Raw genomic sequence first — 17,525 nt, 5'->3', positions numbered from 1 at the left:
CGGGGAAGGAGTAGCCGACAAAGGAGGAAGTCGACCCAGGAGGAACGTCAGTTCATTCAGGCTTGCGGCTGCCAACCTCCGCCGAGCGCCTTGTAGATGGCGACTATGCCGCGGTACAGCTCGACTTCGGCCTGGGCCTGGGCGTCTTCGGCGGCCAGGCGCTCGCGCTCGGCGTCGAGCAGCACCAGGAAGTCCTCGGTGCCTTCGCGGTAGCGAATCGCCGCCTGCTCGGCCGCCGCGCGGCTGGCCTCGACCTGGCGCACCAGCGCGACCAGGCGCTGCTGGCGTTTGGCGTAGTCGCTGAAGGCGTTTTCCGACTCTTCCAGGGCCAGCAGCACCTGCTGCTCGTAGCTGGCCAGGGCGCCATCGGCGTCGGCCTCGGCGCCGCGCAGGCGGGCCCGCACGCTGCCCAGGTCGAAAGCCGCCCAGCTGATGGTCGGTGCCACGCCCCAGGCGTTGGCTGCAGCGGCACCCAGTTGCGAGCCGCGGCCGGCGGTAAAGCCGAGGAAACCGGACAGGCTGACTCGCGGGAACAGGTCGGCGGTGGCCACGCCGACATTGGCGGTGGCGGCGGCCAGCTGGCGCTCGGCCACACGTACATCCGGACGGCGGCGCAGCAGCTCGGCGGGGTCGCCGATCGGCAGGGCCTTGGCAATTACCGGCAAGGGCTGCGGAGAAAGGTCGACCGTCAGCTGCTCCGGGCGCTGGCCAAGCAGGGTGGCGATGCGGTGCCGCGCGCGCGCTTCCTCGGCCTGCAGCTGCGGCAGGCTGGCTTCGGTGGCGGCCAGGCGGGCATCGGCGCGCAGCACGTCCAGTTCGCTGCCGATGCCGGCGTCGCGCAGCTGCTCGGTGAGGGCGCGCGACTGGCTCTGGTTTTTGAGGTTGTCGCGGGCGATGCGTTCGCGCAGCTGCGCGCCGCGCAGGTTGCCGTAGGCGTCCACCAGCTCGGCGATCAGGCTCACCTGCAGCTGGTACAGCTCGGCCTCGGCGGCCTCGCTCTGCGCCTCGCTGGCCTCGATGCTGCGCTGGATGCGGCCGAACAGGTCGAGCTCCCAGGCCATGTCCAGGCCCAGGTCGTAGCGCTCCTGGCGGATGCGCTGCTCGCTGGTGGGCGGCTGCTGGGCCTTGCCGAACTCGCCGCTGGCGCGGCTGGTGATCACCGGCAGTTGGTCGTTGCCGACATCGTCACGGATGGTGCGGGCGGCGCGCAGGCGGGCGAAGGCCACGCGCAGCTCGCGGTTTTCCTTCAGCGACTGCTGCACCAGCTGGCTCAGGGTGGGGTCGTCGAACTGCTGCCACCAGGCCGATTCGAAGTCGGTGCGGTCGTAGTCGCCGGCCTCCAGCGCAGTGATCTGTGCCGGCTGGGTGTCCGGTGCCTGGTAGTCCGGGCCGACGGCGCAGGCGCTAATAGCTAGAGCCAGGAGACTGATTCCACCGGCTTTCACGAGGCGGACGCGGAGCGTCCCGGGCTGCATTCCCACGCTGGAGCGTGGGAACGATCGGTGCTGGCGCGTCATGCGTGCACCTCCTGCAGGCGGGCGGTTTTCTTCGCCTCGCGTTTCTCCACGAAACCACGGATCAGCACATAGAACACCGGGGTCAGCAGCAGGCCGAAGAAGGTCACGCCGATCATCCCGCTGAACACCGCCACGCCCATGGCATGGCGCATCTCGGCGCCGGCGCCGGAACTCAGCACCAGGGGCACCACGCCCATGATGAAGGCGATGGAGGTCATCAGGATCGGGCGCAGACGCAGGCGGCAGGCTTCCAGCACCGCGCTGATGCGGTCGAGGCCTTCTTCCTGTTTCTCCTTGGCGAACTCGACGATGAGGATGGCGTTCTTGCACGCCAGGCCCACCAGTACGATCAGGCCGATCTGGGTGAATACGTTGTTGTCGCCGCCGGCCAGGATCACCCCGGTGATGGCGGAGAACAGCACGGTCGGCACGATCAGGATCACTGCCAGCGGCAGGCTCCAGCTCTCGTACTGGGCGGCCAGCACCAGGAAGGCCAGCAGCACGCAGAGCGGGAAGATGAAGATCGCGGTGTTGCCGGCGAGGATCTGCTGGTAGGTCAGCTCGGTCCATTCGTAGGTCATGCCGTTGGGCAGTTCCTCGTCGAGCAGCTTGGCGATCGCCGCCTCGGCCTGGCCGGAGCTGTAGCCCGGCGCCGCCGCGCCATTAATCTCGGCGGTGAGGAAGCCGTTGTAGTGCATCACCCGGTCCGGGCCCGAGGCACTGTCGACCTTGACGAAGGTGGACAGCGGGATCATCTCGCCGCGGTTGTTGCGCACCTTCAACTGGCCGATCTGCTCGGGCTCCAGGCGGAACTGCTGGTCGGCCTGGACGTTGACCTGGTAGGTACGGCCGAAACGGTTGAAGTCGTTGGCGTACAGCGAGCCCAGGTAAACCTGCATGGTGTCGAAGATGTCGCTGATGGCCACGCCGTGGGTCTTGGCCTTCTCGCGGTCGATGTTGGCGTCGATCTGCGGCACGTTGACCTGGTAGCTGGTGAACACCGACATCGGGTTCAGCTCCGGCAGTGCGCGCGCCTTGTTGAGGATGTTCTGGGTCTGCTTGTACAGCTCCTCGTAGCCCAGGCTGCCGCGATCCTGCACCTGCAGGCGGAAGCCGCCGATGGTGCCCAGGCCCTGCACGGGCGGTGGCGGGAAGATGGCGATGTAGGCGTCCTGGATGTCGGCGAACTGGGCATTCAGTTCGGCGGCGATGGCATTGGCCGAGAGGCTCGGGTCCTTGCGCTCGTCGAACGGCTTGAGCGGGGTGAACACGATGCCGCTGTTCGGGCTGTTGGTGAAGCCGTTGATCGACAGGCCGGGGAAGGCCACGGTGTTCTCCACGCCAGGGTGTTTGCCGGCGATTTCCGACATGCGCTTGATCACCGCCTCGGTACGGTCGAGGGTGGCGGCGTCCGGCAGTTGCGCGAAGGCGACCAGGTACTGCTTGTCCTGCTGCGGCACGAAGCCGGTCGGGGTGCTGGAGAAGCCCAGGTAGCCGAGCACCAGCAGGCCACCATAGACCAGCAGGGCAATCGAGCTGCCGCGCAGTACGCGCTTCACGGTGCCGACGTAGCCATGGCTGGCGCGGTCGAAGAAGCGGTTGAACGGGTTGAACAGCCAGCCGCCGAACAGCTTGTCGAGCACGCGCGAGAAGCGGTCCTTGGGCGCGTGGTGATCCTTCAGCAGCACGGCGGCCAGGGCCGGCGACAGGGTCAGCGAGTTGAACGCCGAGATCACCGTGGAGATGGCGATGGTCAGGGCGAACTGCTGGTAGAACTGCCCGGTGAGGCCGGAGATGAAGGCGGTCGGCACGAATACGGCGCACAGCACGAGGGCCGTTGCGACGATCGGGCCGGTCACTTCCTTCATGGCCTGGCGGGTGGCTTCCACCGGCGACTTGCCGAGGCCGATATTACGTTCGACGTTCTCTACGACGACTATGGCGTCGTCCACCACGATGCCGATGGCCAGCACCAGGCCGAACAGCGACAGGGCGTTGAGCGAGAAGCCGAACAGGTGCATCACGGCGAAGGTGCCGATCAGCGACACCGGCACGGCGGCCAGCGGAATGATCGAGGCACGCCAGGTCTGCAGGAACAGCACCACCACCAGCACCACCAGCACAATGGCTTCGAGCAGGGTATGCACCACCGCCTCGATGGAGCCACGCACGAAGATGGTTGGGTCGTAGACGATCTCGTAGTCCACGCCCTGCGGGAAGCTCTGCTTCAGCTCGGCCATGCGCGCGCGAACCGAGTCGGAGATCTCGATGGCGTTGGAGCCGGGGCGCTGAAACACCGGGATGGCCACGGCCGGCTGGTTGTTCAGCAGCGAGCGCAAGGCGTACTGGCTGGAACCCAGCTCGATGCGCGCGATGTCCTTCAGGCGGGTGATCTCGCCGTCGTCGCCGGCGCGGATGATGATGTTCTCGAACTCTTCCTCGCTGACCAGGCGGCCCTGGGTGTTGATCGACAGCTGGAAGCTGTTGCCGGCGTCCGAGGGCGGCGCGCCGAGGGCACCGGCGGCGACCTGGCGGTTCTGCTCGCGGATGGCGGCGACCACATCCGAGGCGGTGAGGTTGCGCGAAGCCACCTTGTTCGGGTCGAGCCACACGCGCAGCGAGTAGTTGCCCATGCCGAACAGCTGCACGTCGCCCACGCCGTCCAGGCGCGCCAGCTCGTCCTTGACGTTGAGCGCGGCGTAGTTGGACAGGTAGAGCATGTCGTAGCGCTGATCCGGCGAGGTCAGGTGCACCACCATGGTCAGGTCCGGGGAGGCCTTGTCCACGGTCACGCCAAGGCGCTGCACCTCGGTGGGCAGGGTCGGCATGGTGCGGGTCACGCGGTTCTGCACCTGCACCTGGGCGTTGTCCAGGTCGGTGCCGAGGGCGAAGGTGATGGTCAGGGTCAACTTGCCGTCGGCAGTGGACTGCGACGACATGTAGAGCATGCCTTCCACGCCGGTGATGGCCTGCTCCAGCGGCGAGGCGACGGTCTCGCCGATCACCTTGGGGTTGGCGCCGGGGAAGTTGGCGCGCACCACCACGGTGGGCGGCACCACTTCCGGGTATTCGCTGATCGGCAGCTGGAACAGCGAGATCGCACCGGCGATCAGCACCAGCAGGGACAGCACGGCGGCGAAGATCGGCCGCTTGATGAAGAACTGGGAGAAGTTCATGGCGTTCTACCTCAGCCGCGCGGTGCGTTGCTGGATTTGGCTTGCTGCTCGGCTACGCGCGGGGCGTCGCGGCCATCCACGGCCTGGCGCAGGCGCGCCAGCTGGGCGAGAGTGGCTTCGTCGGCCATCGGCACGGACTGCGGATCGACGGTGGAGCCGGGCATGACGCGCTGCAGGCCGTTGACCACGATCTTCTCGCCCTTGGCCAGGCCCTGGCGGACGATGCGCAGGCCTTCCAGCTTCGGGCCGAGCTCGATGGCGCGGTACTGCACGGCGTTGTCCTTGTCGAGGACCAGGACGAACTTCTTGCCCAGGTCGGTACCGACCGCTTCGTCCTTGATCAGCGCGGCCGCGTAGGTACCGCTGCCGACCAGCTTGAGGCGGGCATAGAGGCCGGGGGTGAAGCGGCCGTCACGGTTGTCGAACACGGCGCGGCCACGGATGGTGCCGGTCTTCGGGTTGACCTGGTTGTCGAGGAAGTCCAGCTGGCCCTGGTGCGGATGGCCGGCTTCGCTGGACAGGCCGAGGTACACCGGGCTGGCGCCGCGGGCGTCGCTGCCGGCCTGGCGGGCCAGCTCGAGGTACTTGAGGAACACGCGCTCGTCGGCGTCGAAGTAGGCGTAGACCTTGTCGGTGGAGACCACGGTGGTCAGCAGTGACTGGCCGGCGCCGACCAGGTTGCCCTCGGTGATCTCGGCGCGGCTGACGCGACCGTCGATCGGGGCCGTGACGCGGGTGAAACTGAGGTTGAGCTGGGCGTTCTCCAGTTCCGCCTGGCTGGCAGCGACATTGGCCTGGGCGGCGGCGGCCGCACTGCTGCGGGCATCGGCCAGTTCGGCGGAGATCGCGTTGCTCTGGCGCAGGCGATCGCCACGACGGGCCTCGTTGGCGGTGCGGGTCTGGTTGGCGCGGGCTTGCTGCACTTCGGCCTGCAGGCGCTTGACCTCGGCCTGGAACGGACGCGGGTCGATCTGGAACAGCAGGTCGCCTTTCTTAACCAGGCTGCCTTCGTCGAAGGCCACGCGGTCGATGTAGCCGGACACGCGCGGGCGCACCTCAACAGACTCCGGGGCTTCCAGGCGGGCGGTGAACTCGTCCCACTCGTTGATCGGTTGCTGAATCACCTCGGCCACGCTGACCTTGGCGGCCGGGTGTTGCGCGGCGCTATCCGCGGCCTTGCCGCAGGCGCTGAGTAGCAGAACGGCGGCGAGGGCCAGGGGGTAGCGCAAGAGGGGGGTAGTGAACCGTTCCATGTGAGAACTCCGCCAGATTGGATTTACGAATGGGCGGAGTCTGCGGCGGGGTGTTGCAGGGAACGAATCGAACAATTCGAAGATGAATATCAGCCGGAATGATGATTGGCAGGCTTGTATCGATACACCGCCATGTAAGCACAGGGGACGGAGCTGAGCGCAGCGAAGCCCAACAGCCTGGGGCAGAGTTGCTTGGGCTTAGTCGCGTTGCTCCTCAGCCTTTGCAACAGGTAGTCGGGGCGGATTTCAGCCCAGGCTGTCCGGGTCGCCGCAGAACATCTGGATGCGCGAGCGCAGCCAGCGCTCGGCCGGGTCGTTGTCCTGGGCGCCGCGCCAGGCCATGTGCAGCTCGAAGCTGGGGCAGTCCAGCGGCAGCTCCTCGGCGCGCACGCCACCGGCGGCGGTCAGGGCCGCGGCGGTGTAGTCGGGCACGGTGGCGAGGATGTCGGTGCCGCTGAGCAGGGTGCCGAGGCCGTTGAACTGCGGCACGGCCAGCACCACCCGGCGCTGGCGGCCGAGCTTGTGCAGCTCCTCGTCGATGAAGCCGCTGAGGTCGCCGGCAAAGGACACCAGCGCGTGCGGGCGGGCGCAGAACTCGTCCAGGCCGAGCTTGCCCGGGGCGGTGTCGGCGCGCAGCAGCTTGGGCTTGCTGCGCCGCAGCACCTTGCGCTTGGCGTTGGCCGGCAGCTCTTCGGTGTAGCCGACACCCACGGAGATTTCCCCAGAGGCCAGCAGGCCGGGCATCAGCAGGTAGTTGGTGCGCCGAATGACCAGCACCACGCCCGGCGCCTCTGCGCGCAGGCGCTTGATCAGCGGCGGTAGCAGGCCGAACTCGACATCGTCGGACAGGCCGATGCGAAACACCGCGTTGCTGGTGGCCGGGTTGAATTCGGCGGCGCGGCTGACCGCGGTGGAGATAGAGTCCAGGGCCGGCGCGAGCAGGGCGAAGATCTCCACCGCCCGCGCCGAGGGCTCCATGCTGCGCCCGGTACGCACGAACAGCGGGTCGTCGAACAGGGCGCGCAGGCGGGCGAGGGCGGCGCTGATCGCCGGCTGGCCGAGGAACAGCTTTTCCGCGGCGCGGGTGACGCTGCGCTCGTGCATCAGCGTCTCGAACACGATCAACAGGTTGAGGTCGACTCGGCGAAGATCGTTGCGGTTCATCCGGTGTCCATTCTGGCGTGGTTGCGCAAGCGGCTGCACCATGCAGGCTAATGCGGTTGGTGGTCGCCAGGCAATACACTATACGAAGTGGATGATGCAGCGGCAGCTCATCATCATCGGCAGAGATGGTCACTATTAGCCCCGGCAGGTGGCGTTGCCGGCTAAGCCCGGATAAAGTCCGTGGCCATAGGGGTTAACCGGCGAGGTTCGCGATGTCCCGCATCATTCGTTTCCACCAGTTCGGCGAGGCCGACGTCCTCAAGATCGAAGAGCGGCAGAGCCCTGTGCCTGTCGCCGGCGAAGTGCTGATTCGCGTCGAGGCGATCGGCGTCAGCTGGTACGACGTGCTCTGGCGGCAGAACCTGGCGCCCACCCCGGCCCAGTTGCCGGCCAGCCTCGGCCACGAGATGGCTGGCGTGGTGCTGGCCGTGGGCGAGGGTGTGACCGACCTGGCGGTGGGCGACAAGGTGGCCAGCTTCCCCGGCCACAGCCTCAACCGTTACCCGAGCTACGCCGAGCACGTGGTGCTGCCGCGTACCTCGCTGACCCGCTATCCGGACACCCTCACCGCGCAGCAGGCCAGCGTGCACTACCTGCCATCGCTGGTCGGCTGGTTCGGCTTCATCGATCTGGCCAAGCTCAAGCCCGGCGAAAGCGTGCTGGTCACCGCGGCCAGCCAGTGCTGGGGGCCGTACATCGTGCAGTTGGGCAGGGCGCTGGGCGCCAGGGTGATCGCCGCCACCGAATTTGCCGAGGATGCCGACTACCTGCGCGAACTGGGCGCCGACGCGGTGATTCTCACCGAGGAACAGGACCTGGTCAGCCGCGTTGCTAAGCTGACCGACGGGCGCGGCGTCGATATCGTCATGGACGCCCTGGGCGGCCCGCAGATGTGCCTGCTCGGCGACGTCCTGGCGCCACGCGGGCGTCTGATCCTGTTCGGCCTGCAGGGCGGCAACGAAACGCCGTTCCCGGCCTGTGCCGCGTTCCAGAAGAACATCCAGTTCTTCGTCCATTGCCTCGGCAACTTCACCGGCAAGGAAGAACTCGGCATCCCTCAGGACACTGACGCCGTGGCCAAGGCCCTGCAAGGCGTCAACCAGCTGACCAGCGACGGCCTGCTGCGCACCCAGATCGAGCGGGTGTTCGCCTTCGACCAGGTGGTGGCCGCCCACCGTCTGATGGAAACCTGCCCGCGCCGCGGACGCCTGGTTCTGCAGGTCTGACCCAGCGTGGCCGGCCCACACGGGCCGGCCACGCACATCGCTCGGCAATTTGATCGTGATCAAAAAATGATCGACCGATAGGGCGCATGGTGTCCGCATCACCTCATCGAGGGGATTCGGATGTGCCCGCACGCTGCCCTTGAAGCTCCCATCCCTGATCGTGCCACCGCCGGCAAGGCGCTGGCGCGGCTGCTGTCCGCCTATCGCCGGCACCGCGATGTGCTGGTGCTGGCGCTGCCCCGTGGCGGCGTGCCGATCGCCTATGAAATCGCCATGGCCCTCGATGTGCGCCTGGATCTGCTGCTGGTGCGCAAGCTCGGCGTGCCCTGGCATGCGGAGCTGGCCATGGGCGCCATCGCCGGCGACGGCGTGCAGGTGCTCAACGAGGACGTGATCGCCTCCTGCCATGTCAGCCGGGCGGCCATCGCCGCCGTCGTCGCCCAGGAAACCCGCGAACTGCTGCGGCGCACCCATGCCTATCGCGGCGAGCGACCCTGGCCGCAGCTGCGCGGCCAGCAGCTGATCCTGGTCGACGACGGCGTGGCCACCGGCGCCAGCATGCGCGCGGCGATCAAGGCCGCCCGGCAGCAGGACCCGGCGCGCATCGTGCTGGCCGTGCCGGTGGCCGCGGCGGACAGCGTGGCGCAGCTGCAGGCGGAGGTCGACGAGATCGTCTGCCCGCTGGTGCCGGACATGCTGACCGCCATCGGCTACTGGTATGACGCCTTTCCCCAGGTTGCCGACGGCGAAGTGCGCAGCCTGCTCGGGCTGGCCTGGCAGCGCCCCTGCGAACAGGGCGAGGCGGGCTGATGACGCAACGCACCCTGCAGCTGCAACTGCCCGACGTACGGCTGGGCGCCGACCTGCTGCTGCCGGAGGGCGCCCCGGGGCTGGTGCTGTTCGTCCATGGCAGCGGCAGCAGCCGCCGCAGCCCGCGCAATCGCCAGGTGGCCCGGGAGTTCGCCGCGCGGGGCCTGGCCACCTTGCTGTTCGACTTGCTCAGCGAAGCCGAGCAGCGCATCGACCAGGTCACCTGCGAGCTGCGCTTCGACATTGCGCTGCTGGAGCGACGCATCCTCGGGGTGATCGACTGGCTCGACCGCGACGCCGAGCTGGCGCCGCTGCGCCTGGGCCTGTTCGGTGCGAGTACCGGCGCCGCTGCGGCCTTGCGGGCCGCGGCCGAACGGCCGCAGCGCATCTGCGCGGTGGTGTCCCGGGGCGGGCGCAGCGACCTGGCCGGCGCCGCGCTGGCCCGGGTGCAGGCGCCGACCCTGCAGATAGTCGGCAGCGCCGACCCCGCCGTGTGGCGGCTGAACCGCGAGGCCAGCCGCCAGCTGCCTGGCGAGCAGCAGTTGCAGGTGATCCCCGGCGCCAGCCATCTGTTCGAGGAACCGGGCGCCATGGAGGAGGTGGCCCGGCTGGCCGGGGACTGGTTCCTGCGCTACCTGGGCACGGCCTAGCTAGCCCGCGGCGCCGTGGCGGATCACCTCGATGCGCAGCTGCGCCTCATAGGGCGGCACGTGGCATTCGACGATATCGCCGGGTGCCACCTGCAGGTGCACGCCGACGATATCGGCATGCACCGGCTGGCGGCAGACATGCCGGTCGACCAGCACCGCGGTGCGTACCTCGCGCGCGCCGAGGCGGGTCAGGTAGGCGCAGGTGCGCAGCAGCGAGTGGCCCTCATAGAGCACGTCATCGACCACCAGCAGGGTGGTGTTGGCCAGGTTCAGGGCGGCCAGCTGCGGGTTGTCGGTCAGCGCCGTCTGCGCATGCAGCAGACCGAGATCATCGGCATAGCGCTTGACCTTCAGCGCATACAGCGGCAGCTCGGCCTGCCCGCTCAGGCGCGCCAGGTGCTGCTGCAGGCGGCGCGCCAGCGGCTCGCCGCGGCGCAGGATGCCGACCAGTGCGCACGGCCCGGCGGGCAGCAGGGCGGCGGCGCGCCGGGCCATCGCGGCGAGAATGGCCTCGACTTCATCGGCCTCGTACAGGCACAGGCGCCTGACGGAAGGAGTGGACTGCATCGGCGCTATCCCCGTGCCTGGCTGCTGGTTGGTGCTGCACACAGGGCGGGCCGCCGGCTAGGCGCAGGCGGCGCCCATCTGCTGCAGGGCGGGCAAGTCGGTCAGCTGGATTTCCCGGCCATTGAGGCGAATCAGGCCGCTGTTGCGATAGCGGGTGAATAGGCGGCTGACCGTCTCGGTGGTCAGCCCGAGGTAATTGCCGATCTCCCCCCGGCTCATCGGCAGGCTGAACAGCTGCGCCGACAGGCCGCGCTGGCTGTGGCGCTGCGACAGCTGGACGAGGAAGGTCGCCAGGCGCTGCTCGGCGCTTTCCCGGTTATGCCCGAGGTGCTCCTGCTCGGCATGGATCTCCCGGCTCAGGATGCTCAGCAACTGCTTGCGCAGCTGGGGAATGCTGCCGGCCAGTTCTTCCAGCTGGGCAAAGGGCAGGCTGCACACCAGCGAAGTCTCCAGGGCCACGGCATAGCTGAGGTAATGCTCGGTGCCCAGCGCATCGAGGCCGAGCAACTCGCCCGGTAGGTGGAAGCCGGTGATCTGTTCGCCGCCCTCCTGATTGAGCAGAAAGGTCTTCAGCGAGCCGCAACGCACGACGAATACCTGGCGCATGGGCTCACCAGCACGGAACAGATAGTCGCCCTTGTGCAGCGGCGGAGGGCGCCTGACGATGCCTTCCAGCTGGGCGATTTCCGTCTCCCGCAGACTGAACGGCAGGCAGAGGCGACTGATGCTGCAGCTGTGACAACTAACGGGCGACTCGGCGGCGGGGCGCGTCGCCGCGTGGCGCTTGTCGGCGGGCAAGGGTTTCCACCTCCACGCTGCTGGAACCTGAGCAAGTTAAGGCTAGTCGCTTTGCGCGGGATCGGCAGCGGTTCGCCGCGCGATCCTGCGCCCTTGGTCGGAATGGCCCGGGCCGGGCGAGCCCTGGAGGCAAGTGGTGCTGCATCGAGCACCGCTTCGTCAAGGATGGCCGAGTGCTCTGCAGGCTCACCCTGCGCGGCCTGATTCGTGGCCGCAAAGGCAACAGGTCATCCGCGGAGTTCACCTGCGAGCCGGGCTTGACGGTGCAATCGCCGAAACAGCTCGTGTGGCTGACGGACTGGCCGACGAGCTGCGACCAACCGAGCCTTCAACTGCGTGGCGGAGGGCGACCGGCATCATAAAGTCCGCCTGTGACGTTCAGCGCCACAGGCGATGCTTGGCCCGCCACTTGATGCAAATCAAAGCGGGCGCCGCCGTGCGGGGGGAGGCTGAAGGGGTAGTGGTGATTCAGGCCGGTGTCGCTGTGCTGGCCGCGCAAAGCCGCGCCCGGTTACCTACAGCGAACCCCAACGCCCCGGAGGTTTGCCATGAGCCAGTATCAACAACTGCTGCTGATCATCGATCCCGAGCAGCATGATTGCGCCGCGCTGCAGCGTGCCACCGCCCTGGCCCGGGCCTGTGGCGCGGCGCTGCACATCTGCGCCTTCGTCGAGCCGTTCAGCAACTCGCCGTGGCTGGACCAGGCGACGCAGGACCAGGTCCGCGACACTTACCTGCAGGAACAGCGCAAGCGTCTCGACGAGCAGGCCGCCTTGCTGCGCAGCCAGGGCATCCGGGCCACCACGGAAGTGGTGTGGACCGCTGCGGTGCTGGAGGAAATCCTCCAGCACGTGGCGGAAATGCAACCGGACCTGCTGATCAAGGACGTGCGGCACGAGTCGGCGTTCAAGCGCGTCTTCTTCACGCCGCTGGACTGGCATCTGCTGCGCGAGTGCCCGGTGCCGGTGCACCTGGTCGGCGTCGCCGGCCAGGCGTTGCCGCGCAAGATCATGGCGGCGGTCGACCCCTCGCGCGCGGAAAACTCGATCAGCGGGCTCAACGAGCGGATCATCCAGGCCGCCAACGCCCTGGCCCTGCAGTGCGATGCCGAACTGCACCTGGTGCATACCTACGACGTATCGTCGGTCTACCTGTCCGATGCCGGCGGCGGTGGCCTGGTGCTGGCCGACCTGGCCGAGCAGTTGCGCCATTCGCTGGAGAAGGCCTTCTTCGCCCTGGCCGAGCAATACAGCGTGCCGGCCGAGCGCCGGCATTTCATCCGCGGCATGCCGACCCGGGCGCTGGCCGATTACGCGGCGCGCAACGGGGTCGACGTGATAGTGCTGGGCAGCCTGCACCACAAGGGCTTGGACAAGCTGGTCGGCAGCACCACCGAGCACCTGCTGTACCGCGCGCCGTGCAGCATTCTGGTGGTCAGGGCTTAGCGGGCTGTATGGGGCAGGGGCGCTTTGGCCTAGGGTGCGCCGCGCGCACAGGGCACTTCGCCGGGTTATGGGGAGTACGGCAGGCCCCGGTCGCCAGCGGCCGGGGCGCCTCCATCTGTCATTCAGCCCGACTTCACCGGGATGACCTGCTCCGGCTTGATGGCCTCGGGCTTCTTCGGCAGCGAGATGGTCAGCACGCCCTTGGCGAAGCTGGCCTCGATCTTGTCGGTGTCGATGCCCTTGGGCAGGTTGAACATGCGCTCGAAGGAACCGTAGTGACGTTCGCTGAGGTGGTAATCCTTCTTCGTCTCCTCGGTTTCCTGCTTCTTCTCGCCACGGATGATCATGTTGCCGTCGCTCAGCTTGAGCTCGATGTCCTTCTCATCCAGGCCGGGCAGCTCGGCGGTGATCTCGAAGCTGCAGGCCTTCTCGGAGATATCCACGGCGGGCATGCCCTGACCGAACAGGCCGCGCGGCCAGAACGACTCGGCATCGAAGGCACTGCGGCCGAACGGCAGATGCCGGGGACTGCGGCCGAAGTCCTCGAACAGGCTATCGATCTGCCGGCGCAGGGAGTCGAGGAAATGCCGCGGTTCGGCCTGGGTGAGGCCCTTCTCGGGCGACTCCTCGCTGCTTATCGGCAGTTTTTTCTCGGTGCTGGACATGTTCGCTCCCTCCTTTCACAGGTGGTCCGCAAGTGGACGCCATCCATTGTGCGCGGCACCCTTGGGCCGGCTTTGATCCTGATCAAAAAGCGACCAGTTCCGGCGCCGGGCCGGCGTCCCGAGTTTTTGATCCGGATCAAACCGGGCGCGCGGAGCAGGGCCTAGCCTGAAGCAAATCCAGCGGCGGGGTGTCCGATGCACGTCATTCCGAGCGTATGCACCTTCTGTGGCGTCGGCTGCGGCATCGGTTTGCGCGTGGAGGGCGGCCGCGTGGTGGGCGTGGAGCCCCAGCCCGGCCACCCGGTGAGCCAGGGCCAGCTGTGCGCCAAGGGTTGGGCCAGCAGCTTCGCCATCGACTCCGCCAAGCGCCTGACCCAGCCGCTGATCAAGGAGCACGGCCGGTTCCGCCCGGCGAGCTGGGACGAGGCGCTGCAGCGGGTCGCCGACGAATTTCGCACGGCGCTGGAGGAGCTGGGGCCGAGCGGGGTAGGGGTGATCAGCTGCGCCCGCGCGACCAACGAGGATAACTACGCCGCGCAGAAGTTCGCCCGCGCCGTGCTCGGCAGCCACAACATCGACCACTGCGCGCGCATCTGCCACAGCCCATCGGTGGCCGGCCTGGCGCGCACCCTGGGATCGGGGGTGATGACCAACAGCATCGCCGACATCGACCAGGCCGAGCTGATCCTGGTGATCGGCGCCGATGTCACCGAGAACCACGCGATGATCGGCGCGCGCATGCTGCGCGCCCAGGCCCGCGGCGCCACCCTGATCGTCGTCGACCCGCGCCGCACGCGCCTGGCGCGCCTGGCCGACATCCACCTGCAGCTGCGCCTGGGCAGCAACATCGCGCTGCTCAATGGCCTGCTGCAGATCATCCTGGCCAACGGCTGGGAGAATCGCGAGTTCATCGCCACGCGCTGCGAGGGCATCGAGCCGCTGCGCCGCCATCTGGCCACGCTGAACCTGGCCCAGTGCAGCGCGCAGACCGGCATCGGCATCGCCGAGCTGGAGCGGGTGGCCTACCTCTACAGCCATGCGCGCAGCGCCTTCACCGCCTACGGCATGGGCATCACCCAGTTCCAGAGCGGGACCAACAACGTCATCGCGGTGTCTAACCTGGCGCTGGCCTGCGGCCAGGTCGGCCGCCCCGGCAGCGGTATCAACCCGCTGCGCGGGCAGAACAACGTGCAGGGCGCCTGCGACATGGGCTGCCTGCCCAACGTCTACCCTGGCTACCAGGCCGCCGCCGACCCGGCGGTGCAGGCCAAGTTCGCCACGGCCTGGGGCGTGCCGCCGCCCGCCCGGCCGGGGCTGACCTCGCTGGGCATGACCCAGGCGGCGCTGGCCGGCGAGCTGCGCGCGCTGATGATCATGGGCGAGGAACCGCTGCTCACCGACCCGGACCAGAACCACGTGGCCCGCGCCCTGGCGGCCCTGGACTTTCTCGTGGTGGTCGAGCTGAGCCTGACCGAAACCGCCAGGCTGGCCGACGTGGTGCTGCCGGCCGCCTCCTTCGCCGAGAAGCACGGCACCTTCACCAACTGCGAACGCCGCGTGCAGCGCATCCGCCAGGCCACCGAGCCACCGGGCGCGGCGCGCGGCGACTGGCAGATCCTCGCCGATCTGGCCGCGCGCATGGGCTATGCCGGCATGGCCTGGGCCGATGCCGAGGCGGTGTTCGCCGAGATGGCCGGGCTGACGCCGATCTTCACGGCCATGAATTACCCGGCGCTGGAGCGCGGCCACGGCCTGCAATGGCCCTGCGACGGCGAGCATCCGCAAGGCTCGCCACTGCTGCATGCCGACAGTTTCCCCCGTGGTCGCGGGCGCCTGCTGCCGGTGAGCCAGGTGGCACCGGACGAGTGCCCGGACGCCGAATACCCCTTCGCCTTCACCACCCATCGCCTGCATTTCCATTACGGCTGCGGTTCGATGACGCGCCAGTCGCCGCTGCTCGAGCGCGAGACGCCGGCCGCGTTGCTGTTCATGCACCCGGACGACGCTGCCGCACTCGGCCTGCACGACCAGCAGGCGGTATGCGTGCGCTCGCGGCGCGGGCGCCTGGAAACCCGGGTCAGGCTCACCGATGACGTGCCGCGGGGGCTGCTGGCCATGCCGTATCATTTTCGCGAAGCGCCCTGCAATCAGCTGACCAATGGCGCCCAGGACCCGCAGAGCAAGATGCCCGAGCTGAAGGCCTGCGCGGTGGCGGTCGAGGCGCTGGCGACGGGTGTTCAGCCACGCATGCCCAAGGGCGACGACCATGCGCGCCTATAGCCTCGACCGGCCCGAGCGCCTGCGCGCCCACCTGGCGCTGAGCCACCGCCTCTACGAAGTGCGGGCCGACGGGCAGGGCGGCCAGCATTGGCAAACGGTCGCCAGCAGTGACCTGAGCGCGTTCGAACCGCCGGCCGAGCCGCCGCCGTTTTCCGCCAAGAGCTTCTTCTTCGCCGAGCGCGAGCTGCTGTTTCGCTTCGACGGCGGGCAGTTCTACTCGGCCTTGCCGGAGGTGGCGCCGCAGGTGCTGTTCGGCCTGCATGCCTGCGACCTGCAGGCGGTGGCCTACCAGGACCGCTTCTTCGCCGAGGACCCGCACTACCAGGTGCGCCGCCGCGCCACCCTGCTGGTCGGCCTCGACTGCCTGCACAGCTGCGCGGGCGGCTTCTGCAGCGCCCTCGGCAGCGGCCCGCTGGTGCAAGCGCAGAACGCCGACCTGATCCTGCTGCCACGCCAGGACCCGGCCGCCGACTGGCTGCTGCTGGTGGCCTCGGCGGCCGGCCAGGCGGCCCTGGATGGCCTCCGGCTGGACCCGGCCGAGGAGGACTGGCAGGCCGAGCGGGCAGCCAACGGCCGCTGCGTGAGCGCCGAGCAGGGCGCGCAGCAGGAGGTGCTCGCCGGCATCGCCGCGCTCAACCAGGGCAGCATCGCTGCCGCTACCTGGGAGGAACTGGGCCTGCGCTGCCTGGGCTGCTCGGGCTGCACCTCGGTGTGCCCGACCTGCTCCTGCTTCGCTCCGCTGGAGCGCCAGGCGGACGAGGCGCAGATGCTGCGCGAGCGGGTCTGGGACTCCTGCCTGTACCAGGGCTTCCAGCAGGAGGCCAGCGGCCACAACCCCAGCGCCAGCGCCGGGCAGCGGGTGCAGCGCTTCTGGTTCCACAAGTTCGGCGAGGCCTTCAAAGAGCGCTTCGAGCACTACGGCTGTGTCGGCTGCGGTCGCTGCGACCGGGTCTGCCCCGGCGGCATCGGCGTGCACGGGGTGATGCACAAGGTGGCCGGGCCATGATCAACCTGACGCCGCGCCGGCTGCTGCTGGAAGAGTCCTACGAGGACGGCGAGGAATCGCGCCACTTCAGCTTCCGCATCGAGGCGCCGACGGCGGCCGACCTGGCCGCCATGCCCGGGCAGTTCTTCGTGCTCGCCGTGCCGGGCCATGGCGAGGCGCCGTTCACCTACGTCAGCCTGCCCAACGCCGCCGGCCGCTTCAGCGCCCTGATCCGCCGCTGCGGCGCCCTGACCGCGGCGCTGTTCGAGCGCCCGGGCGGCAGCGTGCTGGGCTATCGCGGCCCGTTCGGCAAGGGCTGGCCGCTGTTCCTGCACCAGCAGCAGGTGCTGCTGGTGGCGGGCGGCTGCGGCCTGGCACCGCTGGCCGGACTGCTCGACGAGGCCAGCGCGCACCGGTTGCCGGCGCGCCTGGGGGTGATCTACGGCGCCCGGCATGCCGCGACCCAGGTGCTGGCCCGCGAGCGCCAGCGCTGGCGGCAGGCCATGCCCTTCATCGAAACCTTCGACACGGCGGCACCCGACCAGCGCCAGGGCCTGCCCTGTGCCCATATCGACGAGCTGTTTCCCGGGCAGCCGCCCGATGCGCTGCTGTGCTGTGGGCCGGAGGCGCTGATGCGGGTCAGCGCCGAGGAATGCGTGCAGCGCGGCGTGGCGCCCAGCCGCATCTGGCTGTCCATCGAGCGGCGCATGCACTGCGCCGACGGGCTGTGCGGGCACTGCTATGTCGGCGCCAGCTACGCCTGCCGCGACGGCCCGACCTACCGCTACGACCGCTACCTGCACCTGCTGGCCCAGCAGGCCGGGCAGGGCAGCGCCGTACTCCCGCCACGGTCCTGCAGCTGAGAGGCCAGCCATGCGTGCATCGATCGGCGAGCCACACCTGGCCGAGCGGCCCACGAGGCGCCGGACAGCAATGCCGCGCGGCTGGCCGAGCGGGGTGGGCCGTGCGCCACGGCGAGAGCCACGCGG

14 protein-coding genes are annotated in these 17,525 nt (G+C 68.8%); 7 read left to right on the top strand and 7 right to left on the bottom strand.

Annotated features, from left to right (window positions below; genetic code table 11):
* Positions 1–56: 56 nt before the first annotated feature.
* From GV001_RS12955 to GV001_RS12940, 4 genes are all read right to left on the bottom strand, one after another.
* Positions 57–1,445: a TolC family protein gene (locus tag GV001_RS12955; RefSeq protein ID WP_160080447.1), complete on the bottom strand. Its 1,389-nt coding sequence runs from the start codon at positions 1,443–1,445 to the stop codon at positions 57–59.
* A 68-nt stretch (positions 1,446–1,513) separates the two neighbouring features.
* Entirely contained in the window at positions 1,514–4,693 is a 3,180-nt protein-coding gene (locus GV001_RS12950; RefSeq protein WP_160080445.1) for an efflux RND transporter permease subunit, read from the bottom strand.
* 11 nt (positions 4,694–4,704) lie between these two features.
* A complete protein-coding gene (mexE, locus tag GV001_RS12945; protein ID WP_160080443.1) occupies positions 4,705–5,946 on the bottom strand; it encodes a multidrug efflux RND transporter periplasmic adaptor subunit MexE in 1,242 nt (413 codons plus the stop codon).
* 246 nt (positions 5,947–6,192) lie between these two features.
* Complete coding sequence (locus tag GV001_RS12940; protein WP_160080441.1) at positions 6,193–7,110, bottom strand: LysR family transcriptional regulator; 918 nt, start codon at positions 7,108–7,110, stop codon at positions 6,193–6,195.
* Between the two features lie 212 nt (positions 7,111–7,322).
* Between GV001_RS12940 and GV001_RS12935 the strand changes: the two genes are divergently transcribed.
* From GV001_RS12935 to GV001_RS12925, 3 genes are all read left to right on the top strand, one after another.
* Entirely contained in the window at positions 7,323–8,336 is a 1,014-nt protein-coding gene (locus GV001_RS12935) for a zinc-dependent alcohol dehydrogenase family protein (protein ID WP_160080439.1), read from the top strand.
* A 120-nt stretch (positions 8,337–8,456) separates the two neighbouring features.
* The gene (locus GV001_RS12930) at positions 8,457–9,146 is read left to right on the top strand and encodes a phosphoribosyltransferase (RefSeq protein ID WP_160080437.1); all 690 of its coding nucleotides are present in this window, start codon (positions 8,457–8,459) and stop codon (positions 9,144–9,146) included.
* Positions 9,146–9,796, top strand: coding sequence for a dienelactone hydrolase family protein (locus tag GV001_RS12925; RefSeq protein ID WP_160080435.1), 651 nt, complete (start codon positions 9,146–9,148; stop codon positions 9,794–9,796). The genes GV001_RS12930 and GV001_RS12925 overlap by 1 nt, the downstream gene beginning before the upstream one ends.
* On the opposite strand, the gene GV001_RS12920 is transcribed toward GV001_RS12925, so the two are convergent.
* Positions 9,797–10,363 carry a phosphoribosyltransferase family protein gene (locus GV001_RS12920; protein WP_160080433.1) on the bottom strand — a complete coding sequence of 189 codons (567 nt, stop codon included), beginning with the start codon at positions 10,361–10,363 and terminating at the stop codon, positions 9,797–9,799.
* A 57-nt stretch (positions 10,364–10,420) separates the two neighbouring features.
* A complete protein-coding gene (gene fnr, locus GV001_RS12915; RefSeq protein WP_160080431.1) occupies positions 10,421–11,161 on the bottom strand; it encodes a fumarate/nitrate reduction transcriptional regulator Fnr in 741 nt (246 codons plus the stop codon).
* Between the two features lie 548 nt (positions 11,162–11,709).
* On the opposite strand from fnr, the gene GV001_RS12910 reads away from it, so the two are divergent.
* Positions 11,710–12,606: a universal stress protein gene (locus GV001_RS12910; RefSeq protein ID WP_160080429.1), complete on the top strand. Its 897-nt coding sequence runs from the start codon at positions 11,710–11,712 to the stop codon at positions 12,604–12,606.
* Between the two features lie 122 nt (positions 12,607–12,728).
* Here GV001_RS12910 and GV001_RS12905 read toward each other — a convergent pair whose 3' ends face one another.
* Positions 12,729–13,271 (bottom strand): Hsp20/alpha crystallin family protein, encoded by a 543-nt coding sequence (locus GV001_RS12905; RefSeq protein WP_160080427.1) that lies wholly within the window; start codon positions 13,269–13,271, stop codon positions 12,729–12,731.
* A gap of 195 nt (positions 13,272–13,466) precedes the next feature.
* Between GV001_RS12905 and fdhF the strand changes: the two genes are divergently transcribed.
* Genes fdhF through GV001_RS12890 form a run of 3 tightly spaced genes read left to right on the top strand, consistent with a single transcriptional unit; the run spans position 13,467 to position 17,399 of the window.
* Positions 13,467–15,551: a formate dehydrogenase subunit alpha gene (gene fdhF / locus GV001_RS12900; RefSeq protein WP_160080426.1), complete on the top strand. Its 2,085-nt coding sequence runs from the start codon at positions 13,467–13,469 to the stop codon at positions 15,549–15,551.
* On the top strand, positions 15,538–16,557 hold the full coding sequence (locus GV001_RS12895; RefSeq protein ID WP_160080425.1) for a 4Fe-4S dicluster domain-containing protein: 1,020 nt from the start codon (positions 15,538–15,540) through the stop codon (positions 16,555–16,557). The genes fdhF and GV001_RS12895 overlap by 14 nt, the downstream gene beginning before the upstream one ends.
* A complete protein-coding gene (locus GV001_RS12890; protein ID WP_160080424.1) occupies positions 16,554–17,399 on the top strand; it encodes an FAD/NAD(P)-binding protein in 846 nt (281 codons plus the stop codon). Before GV001_RS12895 ends, GV001_RS12890 begins: the two co-directional genes overlap by 4 nt.
* Positions 17,400–17,525: the final 126 nt, after the last annotated feature.

The organism is Pseudomonas sp. 8AS (assembly GCF_902506505.1).
Lineage (GTDB): Bacteria > Pseudomonadota > Gammaproteobacteria > Pseudomonadales > Pseudomonadaceae > Aquipseudomonas.
This window is presented reverse-complemented; position numbering and strand designations above follow the sequence as displayed.

Coding starts and splice junctions, on each gene's coding strand:
- GV001_RS12950 (WP_160080445.1), bottom strand. CDS start 4,693: ATGAACTTCTCCCAGTTCTTCATCAAGCGGCCGATCTTCGCCGCCGTG.
- mexE (WP_160080443.1), bottom strand. CDS start 5,946: ATGGAACGGTTCACTACCCCCCTCTTGCGCTACCCCCTGGCCCTCGCC.
- GV001_RS12940 (WP_160080441.1), bottom strand. CDS start 7,110: ATGAACCGCAACGATCTTCGCCGAGTCGACCTCAACCTGTTGATCGTG.
- GV001_RS12935 (WP_160080439.1), top strand. CDS start 7,323: ATGTCCCGCATCATTCGTTTCCACCAGTTCGGCGAGGCCGACGTCCTC.
- GV001_RS12930 (WP_160080437.1), top strand. CDS start 8,457: ATGTGCCCGCACGCTGCCCTTGAAGCTCCCATCCCTGATCGTGCCACC.
- GV001_RS12925 (WP_160080435.1), top strand. CDS start 9,146: ATGACGCAACGCACCCTGCAGCTGCAACTGCCCGACGTACGGCTGGGC.
- GV001_RS12920 (WP_160080433.1), bottom strand. CDS start 10,363: ATGCAGTCCACTCCTTCCGTCAGGCGCCTGTGCCTGTACGAGGCCGAT.
- GV001_RS12910 (WP_160080429.1), top strand. CDS start 11,710: ATGAGCCAGTATCAACAACTGCTGCTGATCATCGATCCCGAGCAGCAT.
- GV001_RS12905 (WP_160080427.1), bottom strand. CDS start 13,271: ATGTCCAGCACCGAGAAAAAACTGCCGATAAGCAGCGAGGAGTCGCCC.
- fdhF (WP_160080426.1), top strand. CDS start 13,467: ATGCACGTCATTCCGAGCGTATGCACCTTCTGTGGCGTCGGCTGCGGC.
- GV001_RS12895 (WP_160080425.1), top strand. CDS start 15,538: ATGCGCGCCTATAGCCTCGACCGGCCCGAGCGCCTGCGCGCCCACCTG.
- GV001_RS12890 (WP_160080424.1), top strand. CDS start 16,554: ATGATCAACCTGACGCCGCGCCGGCTGCTGCTGGAAGAGTCCTACGAG.